18 protein-coding genes are annotated in these 26045 nt (G+C 33.0%); 12 read left to right on the forward strand and 6 right to left on the reverse strand.

Translation table 11 applies throughout. The features are described from left to right. The first annotated feature begins 8 nt into the window (after positions 1–8). The 5 genes from RSE15_RS10790 to RSE15_RS10810 all read left to right on the forward strand — a co-directional run bounded on the left by RSE15_RS10790 (position 9) and on the right by RSE15_RS10810 (position 5656). Positions 9–1001, forward strand: coding sequence for a DNA-directed RNA polymerase subunit alpha (locus RSE15_RS10790; RefSeq protein WP_324068486.1), 993 nt, complete (start codon positions 9–11; stop codon positions 999–1001). Positions 1002–1063: 62 nt separating this feature from the next. Further along, on the forward strand, positions 1064–1546 hold the full coding sequence (gene rplQ, locus RSE15_RS10795; protein ID WP_324068488.1) for a 50S ribosomal protein L17: 483 nt from the start codon (positions 1064–1066) through the stop codon (positions 1544–1546). 134 nt (positions 1547–1680) lie between these two features. Next, positions 1681–2790: a glutamine-hydrolyzing carbamoyl-phosphate synthase small subunit gene (gene carA / locus RSE15_RS10800; protein ID WP_324068490.1), complete on the forward strand. Its 1110-nt coding sequence runs from the start codon at positions 1681–1683 to the stop codon at positions 2788–2790. Between the two features lie 100 nt (positions 2791–2890). Beyond that, entirely contained in the window at positions 2891–4189 is a 1299-nt protein-coding gene (gene eno / locus RSE15_RS10805; protein WP_324068492.1) for a phosphopyruvate hydratase, read from the forward strand. A gap of 183 nt (positions 4190–4372) precedes the next feature. Next, positions 4373–5656, forward strand: coding sequence for a citrate synthase (locus tag RSE15_RS10810; RefSeq protein WP_324068494.1), 1284 nt, complete (start codon positions 4373–4375; stop codon positions 5654–5656). A 36-nt stretch (positions 5657–5692) separates the two neighbouring features. Here RSE15_RS10810 and RSE15_RS10815 read toward each other — a convergent pair whose 3' ends face one another. Next, positions 5693–6055: a hypothetical protein gene (locus tag RSE15_RS10815; RefSeq protein ID WP_324068497.1), complete on the reverse strand. Its 363-nt coding sequence runs from the start codon at positions 6053–6055 to the stop codon at positions 5693–5695. 134 nt (positions 6056–6189) lie between these two features. Here RSE15_RS10815 and RSE15_RS10820 point away from each other — a divergent pair, with 134 nt between their 5' ends. Together RSE15_RS10820 and ctlX are read left to right on the forward strand one after the other, a co-directional pair. Then, positions 6190–7104, forward strand: coding sequence for a dimethylarginine dimethylaminohydrolase family protein (locus tag RSE15_RS10820; protein ID WP_324068499.1), 915 nt, complete (start codon positions 6190–6192; stop codon positions 7102–7104). 77 nt (positions 7105–7181) lie between these two features. Continuing rightward, a complete protein-coding gene (gene ctlX, locus RSE15_RS10825; RefSeq protein ID WP_324068500.1) occupies positions 7182–8117 on the forward strand; it encodes a citrulline utilization hydrolase CtlX in 936 nt (311 codons plus the stop codon). Between the two features lie 53 nt (positions 8118–8170). Here ctlX and RSE15_RS10830 read toward each other — a convergent pair whose 3' ends face one another. Next, entirely contained in the window at positions 8171–9592 is a 1422-nt protein-coding gene (locus tag RSE15_RS10830; RefSeq protein WP_324068502.1) for an SDR family oxidoreductase, read from the reverse strand. 29 nt (positions 9593–9621) lie between these two features. Then, positions 9622–10245, reverse strand: coding sequence for a MarC family NAAT transporter (locus tag RSE15_RS10835; protein ID WP_324068504.1), 624 nt, complete (start codon positions 10243–10245; stop codon positions 9622–9624). A gap of 155 nt (positions 10246–10400) precedes the next feature. On the opposite strand from RSE15_RS10835, the gene RSE15_RS10840 reads away from it, so the two are divergent. Continuing rightward, on the forward strand, positions 10401–10757 hold the full coding sequence (locus tag RSE15_RS10840) for a CoA-binding protein (RefSeq protein ID WP_324068506.1): 357 nt from the start codon (positions 10401–10403) through the stop codon (positions 10755–10757). On the opposite strand, the gene RSE15_RS10845 is transcribed toward RSE15_RS10840, so the two are convergent. Then, on the reverse strand, positions 10754–12250 hold the full coding sequence (locus tag RSE15_RS10845) for a sodium:solute symporter (RefSeq protein WP_324068508.1): 1497 nt from the start codon (positions 12248–12250) through the stop codon (positions 10754–10756). The genes RSE15_RS10840 and RSE15_RS10845 overlap by 4 nt on opposite strands. 142 nt (positions 12251–12392) lie before the next feature. Between RSE15_RS10845 and recR the strand changes: the two genes are divergently transcribed. From recR to RSE15_RS10865, 4 genes are all read left to right on the forward strand, one after another. Further along, positions 12393–13010, forward strand: a complete 618-nt coding sequence (recR, locus tag RSE15_RS10850; RefSeq protein WP_324068510.1) for a recombination mediator RecR — start codon at positions 12393–12395, stop codon at positions 13008–13010. A gap of 130 nt (positions 13011–13140) precedes the next feature. After that, positions 13141–13935, forward strand: a complete 795-nt coding sequence (locus RSE15_RS10855) for a polysaccharide biosynthesis/export family protein (protein ID WP_324068512.1) — start codon at positions 13141–13143, stop codon at positions 13933–13935. 7 nt (positions 13936–13942) lie between these two features. Then, positions 13943–16384, forward strand: coding sequence for a polysaccharide biosynthesis tyrosine autokinase (locus tag RSE15_RS10860; RefSeq protein WP_324068514.1), 2442 nt, complete (start codon positions 13943–13945; stop codon positions 16382–16384). Positions 16385–16394: 10 nt separating this feature from the next. Beyond that, complete coding sequence (locus RSE15_RS10865; protein WP_324068516.1) at positions 16395–17786, forward strand: UDP-glucose 6-dehydrogenase; 1392 nt, start codon at positions 16395–16397, stop codon at positions 17784–17786. A gap of 106 nt (positions 17787–17892) precedes the next feature. On the opposite strand, the gene RSE15_RS10870 is transcribed toward RSE15_RS10865, so the two are convergent. Together RSE15_RS10870 and RSE15_RS10875 are read right to left on the reverse strand one after the other, a co-directional pair. After that, positions 17893–18885 (reverse strand): PorP/SprF family type IX secretion system membrane protein, encoded by a 993-nt coding sequence (locus RSE15_RS10870; protein ID WP_324068518.1) that lies wholly within the window; start codon positions 18883–18885, stop codon positions 17893–17895. A gap of 8 nt (positions 18886–18893) precedes the next feature. Then, positions 18894–25973, reverse strand: coding sequence for a PKD domain-containing protein (locus RSE15_RS10875; RefSeq protein WP_324068520.1), 7080 nt, complete (start codon positions 25971–25973; stop codon positions 18894–18896). Positions 25974–26045 lie beyond the last annotated feature (72 nt).

Here is a 26045-nt window from a genome sequence, read left to right on the forward strand (position 1 = left end):
TCGAAAGTATGGCAATATTTAATTTTCAAAAGCCCGATAAAGTTATCATGATCGATTCAACCGATTTTGAAGGTAAATTTGAATTTAGACCTTTAGAACCTGGTTACGGATTGACTGTTGGTAATGCACTTAGAAGAGTTTTGCTTTCTTCTCTTGAAGGATATGCAATTACATCAGTTAGATTAGAAGGTGTAGAACATGAGTTCTCTACTATCTCTGGTGTGGTTGAAGATGTAACAGAAATTATTTTAAATCTTAAACAAGTACGTTTCAAACGTCAAATTGAAGATATTGATAATGAGTCTGTTTCTATTGCTCTTTCAGGAAAAGATAAAATTACAGCAGGTGATTTTCAAAAATTCATCTCTGGTTTTCAAGTTTTAAATCCAGATTTAGTAATCTGTAATTTAGACAGCAAAACTACAATCAACATGGAACTTTCTATCGAAAAAGGTAGAGGTTATGTTCCTGCTGAAGAGAACAAAAAATCAAACGCTCCAATAGGAACAATTTTTACGGATTCTATTTACACACCTGTAAAGAATGTTAAATATACTATTGAGAATTTCCGTGTGGAACAAAAAACAGATTACGAAAAATTAGTTTTTGAAATCATTACAGATGGTTCTATCCATCCTAAAGATGCTTTAACTGAGGCTGCTAAGACGTTAATCCATCACTTTATGTTGTTCTCTGACGAAAGAATTACTCTTGAGGCAGATGAAATTGCTCAAACTGAGTCATATGATGAAGAATCTCTTCACATGAGACAGTTGTTGAAAACTAAATTAGTTGACATGGACTTATCTGTTAGAGCATTAAATTGTTTAAAAGCGGCTGAAGTTGATACATTAGGTGATTTAGTGTCTTTCAACAAGAACGACTTAATGAAGTTCCGTAATTTTGGTAAAAAATCATTAACTGAATTAGATGAGTTAGTGGCTAATAAAAACCTTACTTTCGGTATGGACTTAACTAAATACAAGTTAGATAAAGAATAATTGCTTCATATTTTGCGCTCCTTTAATGGATTGATGCAAGATGAAGATAAATAAAACACGTCATGAGACACGGAAAAAAATTCAATCATTTAAGTAGACAAAAAGGACATAGAAAAGCTATGTTAGCTAATATGGCTTGTTCTTTAATCGAACATAAGCGTATCAACACGACTGTTGCTAAAGCTAAAGCTTTAAAACAATTTGTTGAACCATTAGTTACAAAATCAAAAGAAGATACTACTCACAATCGCCGTACAGTTTTTGCTTATTTAAGAGATAAATATGCTGTTACTGAATTGTTTAGAGAAGTTGCTGCTAAAGTTGGTGACCGTCCAGGAGGATACACTCGTATCATCAAGTTAGGTAATCGTTTAGGAGATAACGCTGACATGGCAATGATTGAATTCGTAGATTTCAACACATTGTATAATGGTGGTAAAAAAGAAGTTAAGAAAACGACTCGTCGTGGAAAAGCTAAAAAAGCGGAAGGTACTCCTGAAGCTCCAGCTGCTGAAACTTCTGAAAATACTGAAGCTACAGAATAGTCATGAAACCATTCATGTAAAAATAATAAGGATAGACTTTTTTAAGTTTATCCTTTTTTTTTTGGTTTTACGAATCAAATATTTTCTTAAAACAACTTTTATAACTAATTTTGCACCCACAACAACACAACATAATGAAATACAATAATCGTTCTAAAGCCGTTTTGCTTCTTAAAGACGGAACAATTTTTCACGGAAAATCAATCGGTATTGAAGGGGTGACTTTTGGTGAAGTCGCTTTTAATACAGGAACAACAGGTTATCAAGAAATCTTTACAGACCCTTCTTACTTTGGACAAATCATGGTAACTTCTAATGCTCACATTGGTAATTATGGCGTAAATGAAAAAGAAGTTGAATCTGATTCAGTAAAAATTTCAGGCTTGGTTTGTAAAAACTTCAGTTTTAATTATTCTCGTGAAGATGCTACTGAAAGTCTATTTGACTACTTAAGTAAACAAAATCTTATCGTGATTTCTGATGTAGATACCAGAGCATTGGTGAGTTATATCAGAGATAATGGTGCAATGAACGCAGTTATTTGTACCGATGGAACACCGATTGAAGAGCTAAAAGAAAAATTAGCACAAGTTCCTGATATGAATGGATTGGAATTGGCTTCAAAAGTGTCAACAACTGAACCTTATTTCTATGGTGAAGAGACAGCAAAATATAAAATTTCGGCTTTAGACTTAGGTATAAAAACTAATATTCTAAGAAATTTTGCAAAGAGAGATTGCTACATCAAAGTTTTTCCTTACAATGCCTCATTTGAAGATTTAAGATCATTCAATCCTGATGGATATTTCTTGTCTAATGGGCCTGGAGATCCAGAACCCCTTGAATCAGCTCAAGAAGTCGCAAGACAAATTTTAAATCAGAATAAACCACTTTTTGGTATTTGTTTAGGACATCAAATTATTGGCTTGGCTAATGGTATTTCAACTTACAAAATGTTCAATGGTCACAGAGGAATCAATCATCCTGTAAAAAATGTGATTACTGGTAAAGGTGAAATTACGTCTCAAAATCATGGTTTTGCTATCGTAAGAGAAGAATTAGATAAACATCCTGATTTCGAATTAACACACGAGCATTTAAATGACGGAACAGTTGCTGGAATGCGAATGAAATCCAAAAACTGTTTTTCAGTACAATACCATCCAGAAGCAAGTCCTGGTCCTCACGATTCAAGTTATTTATTTGATCAATTTATTGAAAATATTAAAAGTTCAATGAACTAAAACGTTATCGTTTATAAGTTTTTTGAGTTTCTAATTATGATTAGATTTTTAATTATAAATTTGTTATTATCCACAAGATAGTAAATTAAAAAAATATAAAATGAGTATAATTATCAAAGTTCACGCTAGACAAATTTTAGATTCGCGTGGAAATCCAACAATCGAAGTAGATGTAGTTACAGATAACGGAATTTTAGGTAGAGCAGCTGTTCCTAGTGGTGCTTCAACTGGTAAACATGAAGCGGTTGAGCTTCGTGATGGTGGTAAAGCTTACATGGGTAAAGGTGTTTTAAAGGCGGTTGAAAATGTAAATACTAAAATTGCTGAAGCGGTAGTAGGAATGTCTGTTTTCGAACAAAATTTAATCGACAAAATGATGATTGAATTAGATGGGACAGCAAATAAATCTAATTTAGGTGCAAATGCAATCTTGGGTGTTTCTTTAGCGGTTGCAAAAGCAGCGGCTAATGAATTAGGAATGCCATTGTATCGTTATGTTGGAGGTGTTTCTGCAAATACGTTGCCAGTTCCAATGATGAATATCATCAACGGAGGTTCGCATTCTGATGCTCCAATTGCGTTTCAAGAATTTATGATTATGCCAGTTAAAGCTAAAGATTTTACTCACGCTATGCAAATGGGAACTGAAATTTTCCATAACTTGAAAAAAGTATTACACGATAGAAATTTATCTACTGCTGTAGGTGATGAAGGTGGGTTTGCTCCAAATTTAGCTGGAGGAACTGAGGATGCTTTAGATTCTATCAAATTAGCGGTAACGAATGCAGGGTATACTTTTGGTGAGGATGTAATGATTGCTTTAGATTGTGCAGCTTCTGAATTTTATGTAAACGGAAAATATGATTATACTAAATTTGAAGGTGAAACAGGTAAAATTAGAACTTCTGAAGAGCAAGCTTCTTATTTAGCTGAATTAGCTGCTAATTATCCAATTATTTCTATCGAAGATGGAATGTATGAAGATGATTGGGAAGGTTGGAAATTATTAACTGAGAAAATTGGTGATAATGTACAATTAGTAGGAGATGATTTATTTGTAACAAATGTAGAAAGATTATCTCGTGGAATTAGTCAATCTATTGCCAATTCAATTTTGATTAAAGTAAACCAAATTGGAACTTTAACAGAAACTATTGCTGCAGTTAATATGGCGCATAATGCAGGATATACTTCAGTAATGTCACACCGTTCTGGTGAAACAGAAGATAATACAATTGCTGATTTAGCAGTTGCTTTAAACTGCGGACAAATTAAAACAGGTTCAGCTTCTCGTTCAGATCGTATGGCAAAATACAATCAATTATTAAGAATTGAAGAAGAATTAGCTGATGTTGCTTATTTTCCTGGTGTAAATGCTTTTAAAGTAAAAAGATATTAAGATAAACAGTTTAGCTAAACTTGTTTCAGTATCTAAATAGTAACCCTTTCAGAAGAAATTTTGAAAGGGTTTTTCATGTATATTATTTAACCATAAATTATAATAATTTTCTTTAATGTTCGAGGATTATTTGTTAAATTCGCAACATACATAAATATTTATCAAAAAACACATTATATTAATATGTCAAATACTGCAATATTAGAGCTTGATGGCAAGAAGTATGAGTTCCCAGTTATCGTAGGAACTGAAAATGAGGTTGCTATCGACATCGATAAGCTACGAAGTGCTTCTGGTGCTATTACTATTGATCCAGGGTATAAAAACTCGGGTTCATGTAGAAGCGAGATTACTTTTTTAGATGGTGAAGAGGGAATTTTGCGTTACAGAGGATATTCTATTGAGGATTTAGCGGATAAAGCTAGCTTCTTAGAAGTTTCTTATTTGTTAATTTTCGGAGAGTTGCCAACAACGGCTCAATTAGAGAAGTTTGAAAACGACATTCGTAAATATACTTTAGTTAATGAGGAAATGAAAAACATCATTGATGGTTTTCCTAAAACCGCACATCCAATGGGTGTTTTAGCTTCGTTAACAAGTGCTTTAACTGCATTTAATCCTAAGTCTGTGAATCCTCACAACGAAAAAGAAATGTATGATGCAGTATGTAAAACTATGGGTAAATTTTTAGTAATTGCTACATGGACTTACAGAAAATCAATGGGTTATCCATTAAATTATTATGACAACACAAAAGGTTATGTTGATAATTTCATGCGTTTAATGTTTGAATTACCGACAGGTCCTTATAAAGCTGATCCAAAAGTTGTAACTGCTTTAGATAAATTATTCATTTTACATGCAGATCACGAACAAAACTGTTCTACTTCTACAGTAAGAATTGTGGGTTCTTCTCACGCTGGTTTATTCGCTTCTATTTCTGCTGGAGTTTCTGCACTTTGGGGACCACTTCATGGAGGAGCTAACCAAGCAGTATTAGAAATGTTACAAGAAATTCATGACAATGGAGGAGATGTGGCTAAATTCGTTTTAAAAGCAAAAGATAAAGATGATCCATTCCGTTTAATGGGATTTGGACACCGTGTTTATAAAAACTTTGACCCAAGAGCAACGATCATTAAAAAAGCAGCTGATGATGTATTAACCGCTTTAGGTGTTGATGATCCATTATTAGATATTGCAAAACAATTAGAAAAAGTAGCTTTAGAAGACGAATATTTCAAATCAAGAAACTTATATCCAAACGTAGATTTCTATTCAGGAATTATCTACCGCGCTATGGGAATTCCAGTTGAAATGTTTACTGTTCTGTTTGCTATTGGTAGATTACCAGGTTGGATTGCTCAATGGAAAGAAATGAGAGTAAACAAAGAGCCAATTGGTCGTCCAAGACAAGTATATACTGGATATGCATTACGTACTTTTAAAGAAGTAAAAGATAGATAGTCTAAATAAAAAAACCACTCATTGAGTGGTTTTTTATTAGGGTTGTTTTGTTTCTTCATTTGTTTCAGATTCCACAATTTCAGATGTATTAGATTCTTCCTTTTTAGGCTCCAAAGATTCTTTTAAGTTGTGTGCTTTTTCTTCAACCCAACCTGCGGCTTCTGCGGTTTTTTCTTTAGCAGTTTCCATTACTTCAGCTACTTTTTCATTCACTTTTAACTCTTCCAGTTTTTGAGCCGCTTTTTCGGCTACTTTTTCAACTGTTTCTTTTACGTCTTCCGCTACATCTGCAGCTTTTTCGGCAACATTTTCTGCTACTTCGCTTAAGTTTTCTTTGGCTATTTCAGCTTTCTCTTTTGCTTTTCCAAAAAGAGAATTGAAAAAATTTGATAATCCCATTTTAAATTGATTTTATAGTTTTCTCAAATCTAATCATTTATAAATCAATTACTGTTAATTCTTTATGAATTAATAAAAGACAACCAGTAAAAATTCTCGTCTCCTTTTTCTATATTTGCCAAAAGCCAAAATCTATGTTACAATTAAATGTAAAAAACGAAACTTCCCGATTAAGGGCTGTAGTGCTTGGTACTGCCGAAAATAACGGTCCAACACCTACTATTGAAGAAGCATATGATCCAAAGTCTTTAGAGCATATTAAAGCCGGAACTTATCCAGTTGAAGAAAATATGGTAAAAGAAATTGAAGCATTTAATGCCGTATTTCAAAAATATGATGTTAAAGTTTTCAGACCTCAAATTATTGAAAATTACAATCAAATTTTTGCTAGAGACATTGGATTTGTAATTGATGATATATTTATTAAAGCCAATATTTTACCAGATAGAGAACGTGAATTAGATGCTATTCAGTATGTAATTGATCAAATTGATCCTAAAAAAGTAGTGCGTCCGCCAGAAGAAGTACATATTGAAGGTGGTGATGTGATGCCTTGGAATGATTATATTTTTATAGGTACTTACAAAGGTTCAGATTATAAAGATTATATAACTGCAAGAACAAATTGGCAAGGAGTTGATTATATTAAAAACTTGTTTCCAAATAAAATTGTAAAATCATTTGATTTAGTGAAATCAAAAATAGAACCAAGAGATAATGCTTTGCATTTAGATTGTTGTTTTCAACCTGTTGGAGCTAATAAAGGAATTATTTACAAAAGCGGTTTCCGTGAAGAAGCAGACTATATGTTTTTAGTAAACTTGTTCGGAAAAGAGAATTTATTCCATATTGAAAGAGAGGAAATGTATCACATGAATTCAAATGTATTTTCAATTGCTCCTAATGTAGTAGTTTCAGAAAAGAATTTTACACGATTGAACAATTGGCTTAGAGAACAAGGTTTTACAGTTGAAGAAATTCCGTACGCTGAAATAGCCAAACAAGAAGGATTATTAAGATGTTCAACTTTGCCATTAATTAGAGATTAAAAACTTTGTTTCAAGTTTAATGTTTCAAGTTGTAAAACCTGAAACTTGCAACCTGAAACTTCAAACATAAATATAAAATGAAACAAACTACTAATTCCCTTTTAATGATTCGTCCGGTGGCATTCCGAATGAACGAACAAACAGCGGTTAATAATTATTATCAAAAAGTATTGGATAATTTATCTACAGAAACGGTAAACCAAAAAGCACAAGAAGAATTTGATACTTTCGTTCAGAAATTAAAAATGATTGGGCTTAATGTTGTAGTAGTTGACGATACTTTAAGTCCAGATACCCCTGATAGTATTTTTCCAAACAATTGGATTTCTTTTCATGAAAATGGAGATGTAGTGTTGTATCCTATGTTTGCTGAAAATCGCCGTTTAGAAAGAAGAGAAGATGTCTTAGATACGTTAGAAGAAAAAGGATTTCTTATCAATGAAATAATGGATTATACTTCTGCTGAAGAAGATGATGTTTTTTTAGAAGGAACAGGAAGTATTGTTTTAGACAGAGCGAATGGTAAAGCTTATTGTGCATTATCTCCAAGAGCAGATGAAGAACTTTTTATCGAATTTTGTGAAGATTTCGAATTTACACCCGTTATTTTTGAAGCATTCCAAACCGTAAATGGGGAAAGAAAACACATTTATCATACGAATGTAATTATGTGTGTGGGAGAAACTTTTGCTGTTATTTGTGCCGATTGCATTGATGATAAGAAAGAACGTAAAATGGTGTTAGATAGTTTAAAAGGGGATGAAAAAGAAGTAATTCTAATTACAGAAGACCAAGTAAATAGTTTTGCTGGAAATATGTTGGAAGTAAAAGGAACTGATGATAGAAGATATTTAATCATGAGTGCCTCGGCACACCAAAGTTTGACTAAAAAGCAAATTGCACAATTAGAAGAACATGTTACCATTTTAAGTTCAAGTTTAGATACAATCGAAGCTTGTGGAGGTGGAAGTGCTCGTTGTATGATGGCAGAAATTTTCTTGCCAAAAGCATAATTAAATTGATATCATAAAGCAAAAGCCTGATTTTTATTAAAATCAGGCTTTTTTTATTTTGTAATATTTTTTATCATTCCTCCAAAAATAAAAAAGTGAAATGGAACTAAACTGTACCAATACATTCTTCCTAATAATCCTTTAGGTCTAAAAGTTGCAATTTGATGTAGTTTGTTTTCTTTGTCAATTCTAAATTCAAGCCAAGCTTCTCCGGGTAAACGCATTTCTGCATATAAAAGTAAACGTTTTTCTTCTTTATCGGCAACTAAAACGCGCCAAAAATCTAGTGCATCTCCATTGTCTAAATGAGTTGGATGTGTTCTTCCTCTTCGTAAACCTACGCCTCCAAACAATTTATCTAAAAAGCCACGAATTCGCCACATCCAGTTTCCATAATACCAACCTTTGTCGCCACCGATAGACCAAATATTGTTGAGTGTTTTTTCAACATTGTTCACAGATTTAATTTTATGATCTTTTAAGCAGCCATAAGTTGGAATTTGAATAAATTCTGAAAAATTTTCTTGAAAACTACTACTTACCAAGCTGTCTTTCCAGCTTGAAATAACCAAGTTTTGTTCCATTTTTAAGAAAGCTAATTTAATAGCATCTACATAAGTAATTGGTTGGATGTTTAATGCTTTTTGTAGGTCATTGTTTTGACAAACAACTTCCATTTTCATACTATCTACCAAATTCACAGCTAGTTTATAAGACGTAGAAGTGACAAAATACAACCAATAGGATGAAAGCTTTGGTGACATAATTGGGAGTGTGAAAATCCAAAGCTTGATGCCTCTTGTTTTTGAATACAACAACATCATTTCTTTGTAAGTAATCACATTAGGTCCGCCAATATCGTAGGATTTATTGTAATGTTCTTCCTTTAGTAAAACACCTGTTAAATAATGAATAACATCACGAATGGCTATGGGTTGGCATTTCGTTAAAACCCATTTTGGAGTTACCATTACGGGTAGTTTTTCGCATAAATCACGAATAATTTCAAAAGACGAACTTCCTGAGCCAACTATAATTCCTGCACGAAGTACGGTAGTGTTGAAATTGCCTTCAAATAAAATATCTTCAACGTTTTTTCTGGATTGTAAATGTTTGGAAAGTTCCGAATTGTTAACAATACCACTTAAATACACCACTTGTTTAACCCCAATTTCATTCATGTAAATATTGAAATTTTGGGCAGATTTCCCTTCCATAACATCAAAATCTGAAATAGAAGAGGTCATTGAATGTATCAAGTAATAGGCAACATCTATTTGTTTTGGAATGTTTTCTAAGTCTATTGGGTGTAAAAAATCTACTTCCCAAAGTGTTACTTTTTCTAAAGTTGCTTTGTCAAGTCCTAAACGGTTTTTGTCTCTTACGCAACAAACAACTTCGTGACCTTGCGAAAGAAGTTCAGGGAGTAATCTTCGTCCAACGTAACCATTAGCACCAGTTAGTAAAATTCGCATTTTTCTTTTAAAGGTACAAAATAGAATGGTTAAATGCCTCTAACAATAGTTAAAATAGCACTTATAATATATTGAATACCAATTGCAATGGTTAAGAAACCAATAATTCTTGAGATGGCCACAATTCCAGAAGATCCTAACATTTTAGCCAAATAGTGTGCGCTACGAAGTATAATATAAATAGTTACAGCAACTACAGCTATTGCAAAGGTAGAAATTATGATTTCAGTAGAGGTGTTGTGTTCTTGGTGAAAAGCTATTAATAGCGATATAGAACCTGGTCCTGCTAACATTGGCATTGCTAATGGCGTTAAGGCAATATGGGTTCTGTTTTGTACTTCTTTTTGTACTTTTTTATTAATTCCTTTGTTTTTGCTAAAGTTTCCGTTCAATAGTCCAAAGCCGGAACTTGTAATGATAATTCCTCCAGCAATTCGTAAAGCAGTAATGGTTATTCCAAAGAAACTCAATACATATTGGCCTATAAAAAATGAAATTATTAATATGATCAGAACGTTAATACTTGTAATTAATGAAACTTTTGCTCTTTCTCCACTTGTATAGCCTTCTGTTAAAGCAACGAAAATAGGAACGGTTCCAATTGGATTTAATACTGAAAATAATGCAGCAAATAGATAAATAAATAATTCCATTAATATTTTGTTTGTTAATGCTAATATAGGCTATTTATTTATAAACTCAATATCAAATATTCATTTAAATGTTATTTTGTTACACTAAATGGTAGATTGTAATTGATGAATTTTAATAAATTATTCGTAACTTTAGAAGGTTAAAACACAATATCATGAAAACATTAGTTATTGGTGCTTCAGCAAATAAAGAGCGCTATTCGTATAAAGCCATTCACAGTTTAGTAGATAAAAGTCATCAAGTTGTTGCCATAGGAGCCAAAAAAGGAATGGCATTTGACATACCAATTGAGACTGAAAAATTTGATTTTCATGCTGTAGATACAGTTACATTATACATAAATTCAAAAGCACAGGAAGAGTATTACGACTATATTTTATCGCTAAAGCCAAGACGCGTAATTTTTAATCCTGGAACTGAAAATCCTGAATTTTATAAAATCCTAGAAGCAAATAATATTAAATACGAAGTAGCTTGTACTTTGGTTTTATTGGCTACAAATCAATATTAAAATGTAGTTTTACTTGTAGCGGGTTTGCTAATGATTAATAATCCGATAAATGTGATAATTCCGTTTATGATGATTAATTCGTTGTCAATTACGTACTCTCCAAAAAGAGCTGCTGAATTTTTAACCAATAAAAAGCAAACTAAAGGAGAAATTACACAAATGACAGGGGCTAATTTGTCATGAACGGTTTTCGATTTCATAAATAACCCAAAAGCATATAGTCCTAAAAGAGGTCCGTAAGTATAACTTGCGACTTTAAAAATCATCGTTACTACCGATTTGTCGTTAAGCGAGTTAAAAATAATAATCACCAAAAACATCAATATTGAAAATCCAACATGTACCAAATGACGAGTTCTAACGGTGTTTGGTTTGTTTTGATTTTCAACTTTGTCCATTCCAAGAAAATCTACACAAAATGAAGTGGTTAACGCCGTTAAAGCAGAATCGGTTGTGGCAAAAGTGGCTGCGGTTAATCCTAATAAAAACACTATTGCAGGAAAGATGTTTAAATGGTTAAAAGCGATTTCCGGAAACAATAAATCGGTTCGTTTTACACCATCCACCATAGGCACTGCAATTCCATTTTTTTCGGCATATAAATAAAGAAGAGCGCCTACACTTAAAAAGAAAATGTTAATTAGGACAAAAATTCCTGTGAACGTAAACATGTTTTTTTGTGCTTCGCCAATATTGGCACAACTTAAATTCTTTTGCATTAGGTCTTGGTCTAATCCTACCATTGCTATGGTTACAAATATCCCACCTAAAATTTGTTTCCAAAAATAATTTCCTTTCAAATAATCTTCAAAAAAGAAAACTTTAGAATAGTTGCTTTTTTTTACGGTTTCAAAGGCATCTATGAAACCTAAATCCAAACTATTACAAATGAAAATAATGGTTAAAAATACTGAAGAAACTAAGAAAAAAGTTTGTAAAGTGTCTGTAATAATTATCGTTTTTAAACCACCACGATAGGTATAAGCAAATATTAAAGCTAATGAGATTAAAACCGTTACAGCAAATGGGACGTTGTATTCGTCGAAAACAAATCGTTGTAATACAATAATGACCAAATATAAACGAAATGCAGAACCTATAGTTCTACTGATTAAGAATATGGTTGCGGCAGTTTTATAACTTACAATCCCTAATCGCTGCTCGATATAACTGTATATAGAGGTTAAGTTCATGCGATAATAAAGTGGGAGTAAAATGGTTGCAATAATTATAAAACCAATAGCATTTCCGAGTACAAATTGAAAATATTTAAATTGAAAATCAGGATTTCCAACTTCACCAGGAACTGAAATAAAAGTCACGCCAGATAGAGCGGTGCCAATCATTCCAAAAGCCACTAAGTACCATTTAGCATTTTTATTTGCTTTAAAAAATGCTTCGTTACTACTATCTTTTTTACTTACTAGATTTGATATAAGAATAAGAATTCCGAAATATATGATAATAATAGCTAGAATAATTCCTGATGACATAATTGTGTTTTTATTTAGGCTAAAATAGAAATAAATCATAAAATTGAGCACAGAAAATAGAAAAAAGACAGAATGAAGAACTTTCTACACTTCTGTTTTCTATAATCTCTTTTCTTTTTTCAAAATTAACTACTTTTGCTAAATGGAATTTCCTTCAAAATTAGTAGAAAATGCGGTCAACGAAATGTCTCAATTGCCAGGTATTGGTAAAAGAACGGCGTTACGATTGGTTTTACATTTGTTAAAACAACCGATTGAGCAAACTGAGTTGCTGTCTTCTGCATTAACAACTATGCGAAATGATATTCAATACTGTAAAGAATGTAATACAATTTCAGATGATGAAATTTGTGGAATTTGCTCAAGTGTTTCTAGAGATAAGTCGCTAATTTGTGTAGTGGAAGATGTTAGAGATGTTATGGCCATTGAAAATACAGGAATGTATAAAGGGGTTTATCATGTTTTGGGAGGGAAAATTTCTCCTATTGAAGGAATTGGGCCAAGTCAGTTAAAAATCACTTCTCTTGTTGAAAAGGTAAAAGAAGGGAAGATAAATGAAATAATATTTGCTTTAAGTTCAACAATGGAAGGCGATACCACTAATTTTTATATTTTTAGACAAATTAAGGAATATGGTGTAAAAACATCCACAATTGCAAGAGGAATTGCTGTTGGAGATGAATTGGAATATGCAGACGAAGTTACCCTTGGACGAAGTTTATTGAATAGAATTCCTTTTGAAGGCTTTATTAAACAATAATTGGTAAAATTTTACATCAATTTAATGGAATAACTTCATTATTTTAATTGTAAAAACTATATTTGTTACCTTAAATGTGACATAGTATTTTAGTGTTAAAATGCAACCACAGTTTACGAAATGACTACTTATGAAAAAAATAGTTTTTTTAGCATTATTTGCTGTTATATTTACCTCGTGCATTTCTACTAAGGATATAACATATTTACAACCAAGCACTATAGTAAAGTCAGATTCAATTAAAGTTAGTCAAGAAAATTCAAAGCCATATAGGATTCAAATAAGTGATATTTTAAGTATTAATATTAAGGCTTTAGATCAAAAATTAGTTGAAATGTTTTCCGTCCCTACTGCAGGTTCATTTCAAGTGCAACAATCGCCACAGACTTTGTATTATAGTGGATATACGGTGGATGATCATGGGAATATTAGAGTTCCTATTTTGGGAGAAGTTAATGTTTTAGGTTTTACTACTGAAGAGGTCAGACAAAAAATCGAAAAGCAATTATTAGAAGAATATTTTAGAAAAGAGGCGAATATTTTTGTAACGGTAAAATTGGCTGGTTTAAGGTATACGATTAATGGCGAAATAGGTAAGCCAGGAACAAATGTTTTGTTTCAAGATAGAGCAACAATTATGGAAGCAATTGCAAATTCCGGAGATATTCCTATTACTGGTAATAGAAAAGAAGTACAGATTATTAGAAAGTTTCCACACGGCTTTGAAACATATAGTATTAATTTAACAGATGCAAATGCGATTAATTCTCCTTATTTTTATATTCAACCAAACGATTATATAATAGTTAAACCATTGAAACAAAAAACATGGGGTACTGGAGTTACAGGTGTGCAGTCTGTTGCTACAATAATGACCGCTATATCTTTAATAACAACATTGATAGTGTTATCTAAAACATTATAAGAATAAGATGCTAGATACCAAAGATTTTAATTTTTTTGAATCACATAATTCTTTTGATTTTAAAGGGTTTCTTTTTAAAATTACTGGATGTTGGAAGTGGTTTGTTTTGTCACTTGGAATCACTTTCTTATTTGCATACAATGTAAATATTAGAAAGGAAAGTATGTATGGGATGGAATCATTAATTATTGTGGAAGATCAAAACAATCCCTTTTTTACTTCAAATACTAGTTTAGTTTTTAATTGGGGAGGCACATCTGATAAAGTGCAAACAATTATTACAAGTTTAAAGTCTCGTTCACATAATGAAATTGTAGTTGATAAATTACAGTATTACATAAAGTATTTAAAGCAAGATGAATATTTTTTCAAAGATGCATATGGGGAAGTCCCTTTCTATGTTGAAATTGATAAATCAAAAGGGCAATTGTTTGATAAGCTAATAAAAATTACTTTTTTGTCCCCTTCTCAATACAAGTTAAGTATAGATTTTGGGGAATCAACAAGTGCGTCATTAATTCAATACTCTGATGTTATAATTAAACCTGTTAATGTTTCTGGAGGGGAGTTTAATAGAATTTTTAAAATTAATGAGTCTGTTGATCTGCCTTTTTTAAAATTTAAATTAATTATTAAACCTGAAGCATTTGAATTTACAAATCAAGAATATTTCATTCGATTCGATGATTTTAATAATACAGTAGCAAATTATAGAGCAATTGATGTAAGTGCAGATGCTAAAGCATTATCAATTGTCCGTTTACAATTAGAGGGTTCAAATAAGTATAGATTAGTAGAATATTTAAACACGACAGTAGAAGAATTAAAAAACATTCAATTAGCTAGTAAAAATCAGTTTGCAAATAACACAATTAGCTTTATAGATAGTACTTTAATAGAAATGGAAGGGCAAATAAAAAATGCCGAAAATGAGTTAAAGGAGTTTAGAAAAGGAAAAAATATATTAGAATTAGAAGAAGAAGTTGGCGGTAATCTACTAAGCCAAAAGTTGTCTGGATATGATGTGGAGAAAGATGCTATCAATAGAAAAATTGCGTATTATAATTTACTTAAAAATTATTTAGAAAAAACAACCGATTATTCTAAATTACCTGCCCCAAGTGTTGCAGGAATTGATGATCCTAATGTCGTTAGTAATGTTTCTAAATTGATTGTTCTTTCAGCTGATAGAGCCAACTTATCCTATACAGTGAAGAATAAAAAAATGTTTTCTGAATTTGATGTCGAAATGGAATCTATTAAAAAAGTACTGTTAGAAAATATTGCAAGTTCAAAAAGTGCTTTGTCTTTAAATTTGTCATTAATTAATAAGAATATTACTAAAGCTGAAGGCGAAGCAAGTTTATTACCCGAAAATAAACAAGAGCACATCAAGATAACTCGTAATTATAATTTAAAAGATAAGATATATAGTACTTTTTTAGAAAAAAGGAGTGAGGCTGAAATTGTAAAAGCAGCAAATATTTCGGATATTAAATTTTTAGATCCTGCTAAAGATATTGGTGGTGGATTGAGGGGGCCAAAAACAAGCATTAATTATATTTTAGCTGCTTTTTTAGGTGTATTGGTTCCGTTACTTGTTATATTTGTTATGGTTTTAATAGACAACAATGTAAACACAATTGAGGATATTAAAAAAATGACTAAAATTCCTGTAATCGGAATAGTAGGTAATAAAGTTTCAGATTCTAATTTGTCAGTTTTTGAAATGCCAAAATCTGCATTGGCTGAATCGTTTAGATCCATTCGTTCTTCTTTGCAGTTTATGTATAAAAAGCAGCAGAAAGTAGGTGCGAAAATTGTAATGATAACTTCATCTGTTAGTGGCGAAGGAAAAACGTTTTGTTCAATAAATTTGGCTACTGTTTTTGCTTTAAGTGATAAAAAGACTGTAATTGTTGGTTTGGATTTAAGAAAGCCTAGAATATTTGATGATTTTCACATTGATAACGTTATGGGTGTTGTAAATTATTTAATTGGGCAAAAAACAATTAATGAGGTGACACAAAGTACTCATATTCCATTTTTAGATGTTATTTCTTCTGGACCTATTCCACCGAATCCTTCTGAGTTATTAATGAGTGACGCCATGCATGAAATGATTCAAGAGCTAAAAGCTAAATATGATTATATTGTTTTAGACACGCCACCAGTAGGGTTGGTTTCTGATGCTTTAGAATTAGCTCAATTTTGTGATGCTACAATATATGTTGCCAGACAAGGCTTTACAAAGAAAGGCATGTTAAATGTTGTTAATGAAAAACATAAAAGAGGGGAATTACATAATATTAGTATTTTGTTTAATGGCTTTAGCAATAATGCTAAAAATGGTTATGCATATGGTTATGGTGTTTATGGAGAAGGGTATCATAATGAAAAAGTAAAGAATAAAGTGTGGAAAAAAATTATTAATAGATTTAAAAAATAAATTTTATAAAATGATTACAAATATTTGTTGTATTGGTGCGGGTTATGTAGGGGGGCCTACAATGGCTATTATTGCTCAAAAATGCCCACATATAAAAGTTACAGTTGTAGACTTAAACGAGAAAAGAATAGCTGCTTGGAATGATGCAGATGTAAATAATATTCCTATTTATGAGCCAGGTTTGAGTGATGTTGTTGCGGAAGCTCGTGGTAGAAATTTATTTTTTTCTACAGATGTGGATAAAGCTATTGATGAAGCTGATATGATATTTATTTCAGTGAATACGCCAACTAAAACATATGGAGTTGGTAAAGGGATGGCTGCTGATTTAAAATATATTGAATTATGTGCACGACAAATTGCACGTGTTGCTAAAAATGACAAAATTGTTGTTGAGAAATCTACTTTACCTGTTCGAACGGCTAGTGCAATTAAAGATATTTTAGATAATACGGGTAATGGGGTTAATTTTCAAATTCTTTCAAATCCGGAATTTTTAGCAGAAGGAACGGCTGTAGAAGATTTGTTTGCGCCAGATAGAGTTTTAATTGGTGGCGATACGAGTTTGGATGGACAACAAGCAATTCAACTTTTAGTAGATGTATATGCAAATTGGGTTCCTAAAGATAAAATATTAACTACAAATGTTTGGTCTTCTGAGTTATCTAAGTTAACGGCTAATGCTTTTTTAGCGCAACGTGTTTCTTCTATTAATTCTTTAAGTGAGTTGTGTGAAAAAACAGGTGCAGATGTAAATGAGGTAGCAAGAGCAATTGGTATGGATAGTAGAATTGGTTCTAAATTTTTGAAATCTTCAGTTGGTTTTGGAGGATCTTGTTTTCAAAAGGATATTTTGAATTTGGTTTACATTGCAAAATCATACGGATTAGATGAGGTTGCTGATTATTGGGAACAAGTAATTATAATGAATGATCACCAAAAGCGTCGATTTGCAAAAAACATGATTAAAACATTATATAATACGGTTTCAGGTAAAAAAATTGCTTTTTTAGGTTGGGCTTTTAAAAAGGATACAAATGATACGCGTGAATCAGCGGCTATTTATGTTGCGGATGATTTGTTAAGTGAACAAGCAAGAATAAGTGTATATGATCCTAAAGTTGGAGCTGAGCAAATTCAATTTGATTTGAATTATTTGCAAACTCGCTCTGAGCATGAAAATTTACAAGGGGTAATTGCAAATGTTAGCCCCTATGAAGCTTGTAAGGATGCTCATGCTATAGCTATACTTACAGAATGGGATGAATTCAAAACCTATGATTGGCAAAAAATTTATGACAACATGTTGAAGCCTGCTTTTGTTTTTGATGGAAGGAATATTTTAGATAAAGACAGTTTGCAAAAAATCGGATTTATTTACCAAGCAATTGGCTCAAAATAATTATTTTAGGTTTTTAATACTTAAAATTAGTTTATAAATATTTTAAGTCATTACAGCGTATGAAGTTTATAAAAAGTGTATTGAAAAAATCAATACACTTTTTATTTTAATTGTAATTTGGACAACCGAAACATTTCCTTGCCTCAACGTCGAATTGATATACTAAGCCAAGTTCAAATACACCTCCAGTTCTTCCTATTTTAGAAGTATTTATATCATATGAAAAGCCTATTTTAAATTTTTCGTATTGTAATCCACTAAATAGATTGATGGAGGTTAATGTATGACTTTGATCTGTTTTTTTTATAGGGTTTAATGCAGCTGTTGCACCAATGACTAATTGACTGAAAATTATTGAGGTTCCTATATCTAGTCGATTGTATCCACCTTGCTCCATAAAATTTCCAGTCACCATCATTCTTGTTTCATAAGGTAAAAAACCAGTTTCAATGATGTCAGACAAATTAAATTCATATCCTGTTGAAATATTGTAAAACATATCTAATGGGATATTACCTTCTTCAGCTATTGAAATATTTGGCCTGTTCAAGTGTTTGATGGCGCTACCTATCCAAAAATTATCAGTATAAAATAAAAGTCCCGTTGAAATATCAATAAAATGTATTCTGTTATTTAATTGAAGTGGGTCAATACTCACAGGTGATATTGTTTCATTACTAAGATTGATTTGATCTCTTAATATTAGATTTTGGAATCCAAAACTTTTACTACCATAGCCTATTTCTATTCCGGGTCTAAAATACCATTCATAGTTTAATTCAACCCTATAGGAATAATTTATATTAGCCTGAAGAAAATTATAGCCTGTAAAATTTTCTCTGTGATTTAAAAAATTTACACCGATTCCGCTTAGATTGTTTTCAGACCAAGTACTAAAATAGGCATAATCAGTATCTATTTTATAGTTTAAATTTGTCCATTGAGAACGGTGTATTACCCCTGCACTCGTTGTTTCTAATAATCCTGTAAAACTAGGATTTAAAGATTCAGGAACTAAAAAGTACTGGGTAAAGATTGGGTCCTGAGCACTTACTAAAGTGCAAAATACGCTGAATATGATAGATAAATTAAATTTCATAATGCAAATTATTTTAATAAGATAAAAGGACCATTTTTTTCTACTACTTTATTATAAAATGTTATTCCTGAAATTTTATAATAATAATTTCCATTTTCAGCGGGTATTCCTTTTATTTTTCCATCCCATCCACCTATAGCATCTCCTTCTTCATAATAAATCAAATTTCCCCAAGTGTCATAAATGGCCATTTTTAAACTAGATAATCCCACAGAAGCGGGTACAAAATAATCATTAATTACATCATCATTTGCTGTAAAACCTGTTGGAATCATTAGTTTATATCCTTTTGTAATATTTAATATAATTTTCTGTTCTTTCGTACAACCATATTCATAAGTGATTAAGAGCGTAACTTCATATTCGCCTTCAGTCAAATAAGTATGAATTGGATTTTCTTCTGTTGAGAAAATTCCATCACCAAAATTCCATGATATTCCAATATAGTCTCCAATGGTTAAGTTGGTAAATTGTATTGGATCCCCCATAGAATATTCTCCAAATGTATTTATACTATATGAATTCAATGTGAAATTTGCATCACCAATTATTGGGTTATCTAATAAATAACTACTTGTGTTGAAACAACCATTTGAATCGGTTGCTGTTACACTAATTAATCCATCTTGTGTGGTGGTCATAAATTGGTTGTTAGTTCCTGACACTGTGCCGTTTGACCAAACTATTTGATAGGGTGGTATACCTCCGTTTACTAAAACTTCAAAAGAACTTGTTATTTCTCCAGTAGCACAATTTACGTTTTTTTGTTGCGTTAGTGTTGTAATTAATGGAGCTGGTCTATAAACGGTATATTGTCCATTAATTGAACATCCTCTTGCATCTGTAACTACCACAGAAAAATTCCCGTTACTTACATTGAGTAAGTCCTCAGTAGTTGCACCATTTGACCAATTGAAGGTGTAAGGAAGTGTTCCTCCTGTTACTATTAAATTAACACTGCCATTATTACTAGTGGTACAATCTAAGTCATTTTGTATAATGCCATTGATAAGTAGTGGTTGAGGTTCAATAAGGGTAAAGGTTCTAGTAAATGAACAAGTACTTGCGTCTGAAATTGTAGCTGTATATACTCCAGCCGTTAAATTATTTCTAACCAAGCCTGCATTGCTGCCATCACTCCATGTTACAACAATAGGAGCTTGTCCACCTATAAGACCTAAATTAATACTACCATTTGCAGCTCCATAGCATGTAATTTGATTAAAAACGGGTTGTATGTCAAAAACTGGAAGGTTCGCAATTATACTTTGTATGGTTTTTACGCAACCTACAGCGTCTGTGATGGTGATATTATAAGTTCCAGGTCCTAGATTGTTTTGAAAGGTACCTGTTGCTAAATTGCTCCAATTTACTGTATATGGACTTACTCCACCCGTTATCGTTAAATTTATACTTGCATCATTAGCTGCGTAACAACTTATAGGCGTTGAAGTTACTGTGACTATAATTTCACTCGGTTCTGTTAAAGTACTATTCAGCGTTTTAATTACACCATTTGCATCTGTTATTTTTACGGTGTAATTCCCTGCTGACAAACCTGTAAATATTGGACTTAAATTAGTGCTATTTGTCAGGTTTTGAATGCTTACTGCGTTGTATAATAGTTCAAAATTATAGGGTGGAACAGATTCTTGTGTAATCGTAATCCCTAATTGGCCATTTGTATCTCCAAAACACAATAGATTTTGCAATGCTGCAATTGTATTTTGTGCTAATAATTCATTAGGTTCAATTAAGTTGAAGTTAACTATTCTTGGTTCACAAATTCCATCATCTATAATTACGGTATAACTACCTGCCATCAAATTACTTATATCTTCTGTTATAGCTGTGTATCCATTTGGTCCTGACCAACTGAAAGAATAATTGTTTGAGCCTCCTGAAACTGTTAAATCTATAAATCCATCATTTCCGCCAAAGTAACTAATGTTGTAAGTGTTATAATTGGAAACATTGCTTGTGATTGTTAGTGTTGGATTAACCATTATTTCATAAGTAGCAATGTTGCTGGTACATGACGATCCAAGATTGACAAATGATGCAAATGCAGCATATGTAATTGTCAATGGTGTAGTTGTTGAATTTATGAGTGTTTGTGCAGGAATAACATCGGTTCCATTAGCGAGTGCACCTGTTATACCTGTTGGGATGTTAGCTGTCCATGTATAATTATACAGACCTGCAATTGTTGAACTCAAGCTAACTGGCACTGTTGTGTCTTGGTTGCAAATATTTTGATTTCCAATGCTAAATAGCACATCTGGTTTTGGTAACACAGTTATCAATAAAGTAAAGGTAGTACCCATACAACCGGAAGCGGATGGCGTCACTGTATAAGTGATTGTTTGTGAGATTGCTGTTGTATTGGTTAATGTTTGATTAATTTGTGGCGCACTTCCATTACTTGCTCCTAGAATTGCTGGATTGTTAGATACCGTCCACGTATATATAGTATTATTTGGAACAATTGTAGTGTTGTTTGGAACCCCATTACTACTAGCGTAATTGAACGTTTGTTCGCTGCATAATAGAAGTGTTTCATTTGAAATTGATGGCTTAGGCAAAACAGTAATGAGATAAGTGTATTCTAAACCTTGACAGGCTGTGGCATCATTTGTTATTGCAAAGGCTTGATAGGTTATTGTTAACACCTCATTTGTAGTGTTAATAAGATTTTGTACGGGTATTGTATTCGTTCCGTTTGTAAGGGCTCCTGTGATTCCAACGGGTACTGTAGCAGTCCAATTGAAGGTTACGCCTGAAGTACTACTTGTTAATTGCACGGGCATTGTATTTTCTTCAGAACAAATTAATTGATTGTTCTCTGAAAAGTGAACTACTGGACTCGGATTTACTGTTATCGTAAATTGTTCGCTAGTTCCGACACAATTTATGGAGTTATAGGAATAAGTAGGTGTAACTGTAATGGTAGCTATTAAGGGAGCAAGTGAGTTATTTATTGCCGTAAATGCGTTAATTGCTCCCGTTCCTGTTGCGGGTAGTCCAATACTGTTATTGTCATTTGTCCAACTATAGGTTGTAGTACCAGGGGTTCTATTGGTTGAAAAATCAATGGAATTAGTAGCAGTTCCATTACAAACCTCTTGATTTGATATTGTGTTTACTTGTCCATTTGGGTTAATTGTAATTTCAAAAGTTTTAGCTACTCCATTACAAATTATACCATTAAAGTTATAAAAAGGAGTTACTGTTATTGTTGCGACTTCTGGAGTAGTTGAGGTATTATTGGTTATAAAACTTGGAATATTCCCTATTCCATTGTTTGCTAATCCAATGGATGTATTGTTGTTTGTCCATTCATAGGTAACTATACCACCAGTGGTATTTGTTGAAAAAACAATTGGAGTTGTAGTTGATGCGTAACAAAATGTTGCATTAAGAGGTGAATTTACTTGTGCATCGGGTAGTACTGTAATCGTGAATGATTCACTAACACCTGGACAATTTACTCCATTATATTGTAAAACTGAGGTTACTGTTATTGTTGCAACAATAGGGGAAAGTGTGGGATTATTTACTGCAAACGAAGGGATGTCTCCAATGCCATTTGATGCTAATCCTATAGAAGGAGTGTCATTAGTCCATTCGTAGCTAGTTACACCTATTGTATTTGTAGTAGAAAAGGAGATGGAGTTGATTGTTCCACCATTACAAATAGTTTCACTGGTAACAGGATTTACTTGTGGACTCGGAATCACTGTTATTGTAAAAGTTTCTGAGGTACCACTACAGGTTACACCATTATTAGTAAAATAGGGTGTAATCGTTAGCGTAGCAACTAATTCTGAATTTGAAGTATTTGCAGTCGTAAAACTTGGAATTGGCCCAGTCCCGCTAGCCGAAAGACCTATTAGCGTATTGTTGTTTGTCCATTCATAAGTGTTAGCTCCAATAGTATTTAAGGAAGTAAATGCAATTGCACTTGTTGTACTGCCCTCACAAAGTGTTATATCATTTATTGTATTTACTTGTGCCTCTGGATTTACTGTGATCGTAAAAACTTTTGGTGTTCCACTACAACTAATACCATTTAAAGTGTACGTAGGCGTAACTTCAATTGTTGCAACTAGGGGCGAATTTGTATTGTTTTGCGCTGTGAAACTTGGAATACCTCCAGCACCATTGCTTCCTAATCCTATTGAAGGAGTATCGTTCGTCCAAATATAAGTGGTTACACCCGATGTATTTGCTGTTGAAAAAGATATTTCTGAAGAAGAAAATCCATTACAAATTGTTTGATTTGTTATATCGTTTACTTGCGCATTAGGATGAACTGTAATCGTGAATGATGTCGGTATTCCTGGACACAAAGTGCTACTTATCGTATTAACAGGTGTAATAGTTATGGTACTTGTTATTGGGCTTGTACTTGTATTAGTTGCTGTAAAATTTATAGCGCCCGTTCCATTTGAAGGTAATCCAATGGCGGTATTTGAATTTGTCCAGGTAAATAAGTTGGCATTGGTTCCTGTAAATGTTATTGAGTTAATAACTTCTTCATTGCAAAAAAACAAATCAGATTTTGGATCAATACTAGGCGTTGGTAAAACATTTAAGTTCAAGTCCGCTGAAGTTGCTTCACAAGGGCCGTCTGGATCATTTGTTGTTAATGTTAAGGTAATTGCACCCACATAGCCAGGGGGAGGTGTAAAAGTACTATTCAAACTGTTAGGGTCAGAAAATGCGCCACCATTTAAAGTAGTCCAAATTGCCGTGGAGGCAGCTCCTCCAATACTACCGTTTAATATGATACTACCATTTTCACAGAGGGGATCATAGGTGCCTGTTGCAACAGTTGCTTCTGTGTTGAAATTAGTAGTAAATGTTGCGGTTGCAATAGTACAAGGTGCCGTTGGAGTAGTTGAAGTTAAGGTGAAAGTAATACTTCCTATGAAATCTAATGGGGGTGTGTACGTTGGATTTAAATCAGTAGCGCTTGGAGAAAATGTTCCACCTGGTAATGAGGCGGTCCAGATTCCTTCAGTAACTCCTCCAGTGATTGAACTGGTTAATTGAATACTTGTATTGACACAAGTTGCTAAAGGAACATTGGCGGTTAAATGTACCGATGGTTCTACTGTGATAGAACTAGTATAACTATTACTGCCACATTCATTGCTTATTGTTAAAGTGTAATTGTAAACGCCAGGACTATTGAAGGAAAGTATTGGACTAGCGTCATTTACGCTAGAAATATTTGTTGGTGGTGAAGTTCCAAAATCCCAAGTGTAAGATACTGGATTACTTGCATAGCAATTAAAAACGGTTGGGTTTAAAGTTAGTGTGCTTCCTTCACAAATTGTTTCAGCTGTCAGCGATGTAATAGGTTTTCCTTTTACCACTAACGTTGTTGTTTTGGTGTCAGGTTGGCATAAGGCACCTGCCGTAGGTATATTTAGAGAGGTGGTTAGGCTAATGTTATATATTCCTGGTGAATTTATAGTTATTTCAGGTGCTGTTGTTGTTGCATTTCCATCTGAAAACAACCAGTCTCCAGGTGTAAAGCTAGGGCAATTATTTGGGTTCGTTGCGGTTACTTCCCATAAATAATTATTCGTGTTAGCGCAGCCTGGTGTACTCGAATTATTGGTTAATGTTACAACTGTTGGGGCACAAATTGCGCTGCTTGACATTGTGAAATCGGCTACTACTTCTGGTGTAACACAAATGGTTTGTGTTGCTGTACTGATACCGCATAAATTGGAACCAGTATAAAATGTTATAGTATAATCACCAGGGAGTAAAAAGGTAACATTTAATACACTTGCGGCAGAAGGTAACCAAGCACCAGGATTGTTAGGTTGGCTGTTGTTATAACCGAAGTTGTTAGGACAACTGATGAAAGGATTGGCCGTCAATACACCTCCAGTACTCGTTGCTATGAGTCCTGATGGGCCTGATATCGTCCAGTATTTTTTATAGGTTTGTGTACAAGCATAGGTAGGCGGACCTCCAATATTATACCCGCCTTGTGTATTATCACTAATAGCTACTGTTGTACCCTCACAAATTATATTGTTACTTGGTGTGCGAGAGAAATTAGCTATTGGTGCCGATTGTATATTTATTGGTCCTACGGCATTTGTACTATTGCCACATGGATTTGATATTGTAATAGATGCTTGATAAGAGTTTGGGTATACCGTACTATTAATGTTTGAATTTGTACCGCAGGAACTATCCAGGAATTGATGGGTAATGGTAGCAGGGGGTGGGTGATTGAATGTTACAGGAGGAGTACCATCATTTACTTGAAACGTATATAGTGTTCCGGGCGTATTTTGTGCGCCTATTAATAAATCATAGGTTACGCTTCCTGGGTTACATAAAGTTGGAATTCCCACGGGACTAATTGTGGCGGTAGGTATGGCTCCAACATATAGATTGTATATTCGTTGACTGCTGCAAGCATTTGATAGTACAACGGTATACGTTAATGTATAGTAACCTGCTGAAGCGTAAAAATGAAACGTTTCCCCAAGATTTGTTCCTGTGTAGGCATTCGTGGTTCCATCTCCCCAGTCAAAAATATGTTGCGTACTAGCGTTGGTTTGTGTGGATTGTGTTGTAAATGAAAACAAACCACCTGCAATTGCAGCATCATTGCTGCAATAGGTAAAGTAATTTTGACTATTATACACGGATGCCGCCCAAAAATTTCCATCTACTAAGGCAATGGAGGGAGCACTGGGTTGGTTATTAGTAACTACTACCGTAATGCTGTAGCTATATGTATTATCTAGCGTTAATGAGGCGGTGTAGGTTCCAGGTGTGTTGTAGGTTACCGCATGAGGACCTGCTGTGGTTGCTGTGGTTGTTGAACCTCCGGTAAACTGCCAGTTATAGCTTGTGCTGGATAGTGTTCCTATTGAGCTATCTGTAAATACTACTGCTTGAGTTTTACATATAGTTACGGTACCACTTACAGTTGCAGGATTGGTGGTAAACTGTGCGTTTAAGATATTTCCGAAAGTTACTTCGGAATAGAATACAAAGAAAAGAAAAATAATCAATGTACTTTGAAGTGTTTTAGTAGCTTTTACCATAGCAGTTTGTTTTAAGTAAACATTTGGGGTGTTTGCAAGGCATACCTAAAAATTAGGCACAACAATAAATTG

This window comes from Flavobacterium sp. (assembly GCF_035195345.1).
Classification (GTDB): domain Bacteria; phylum Bacteroidota; class Bacteroidia; order Flavobacteriales; family Flavobacteriaceae; genus Flavobacterium.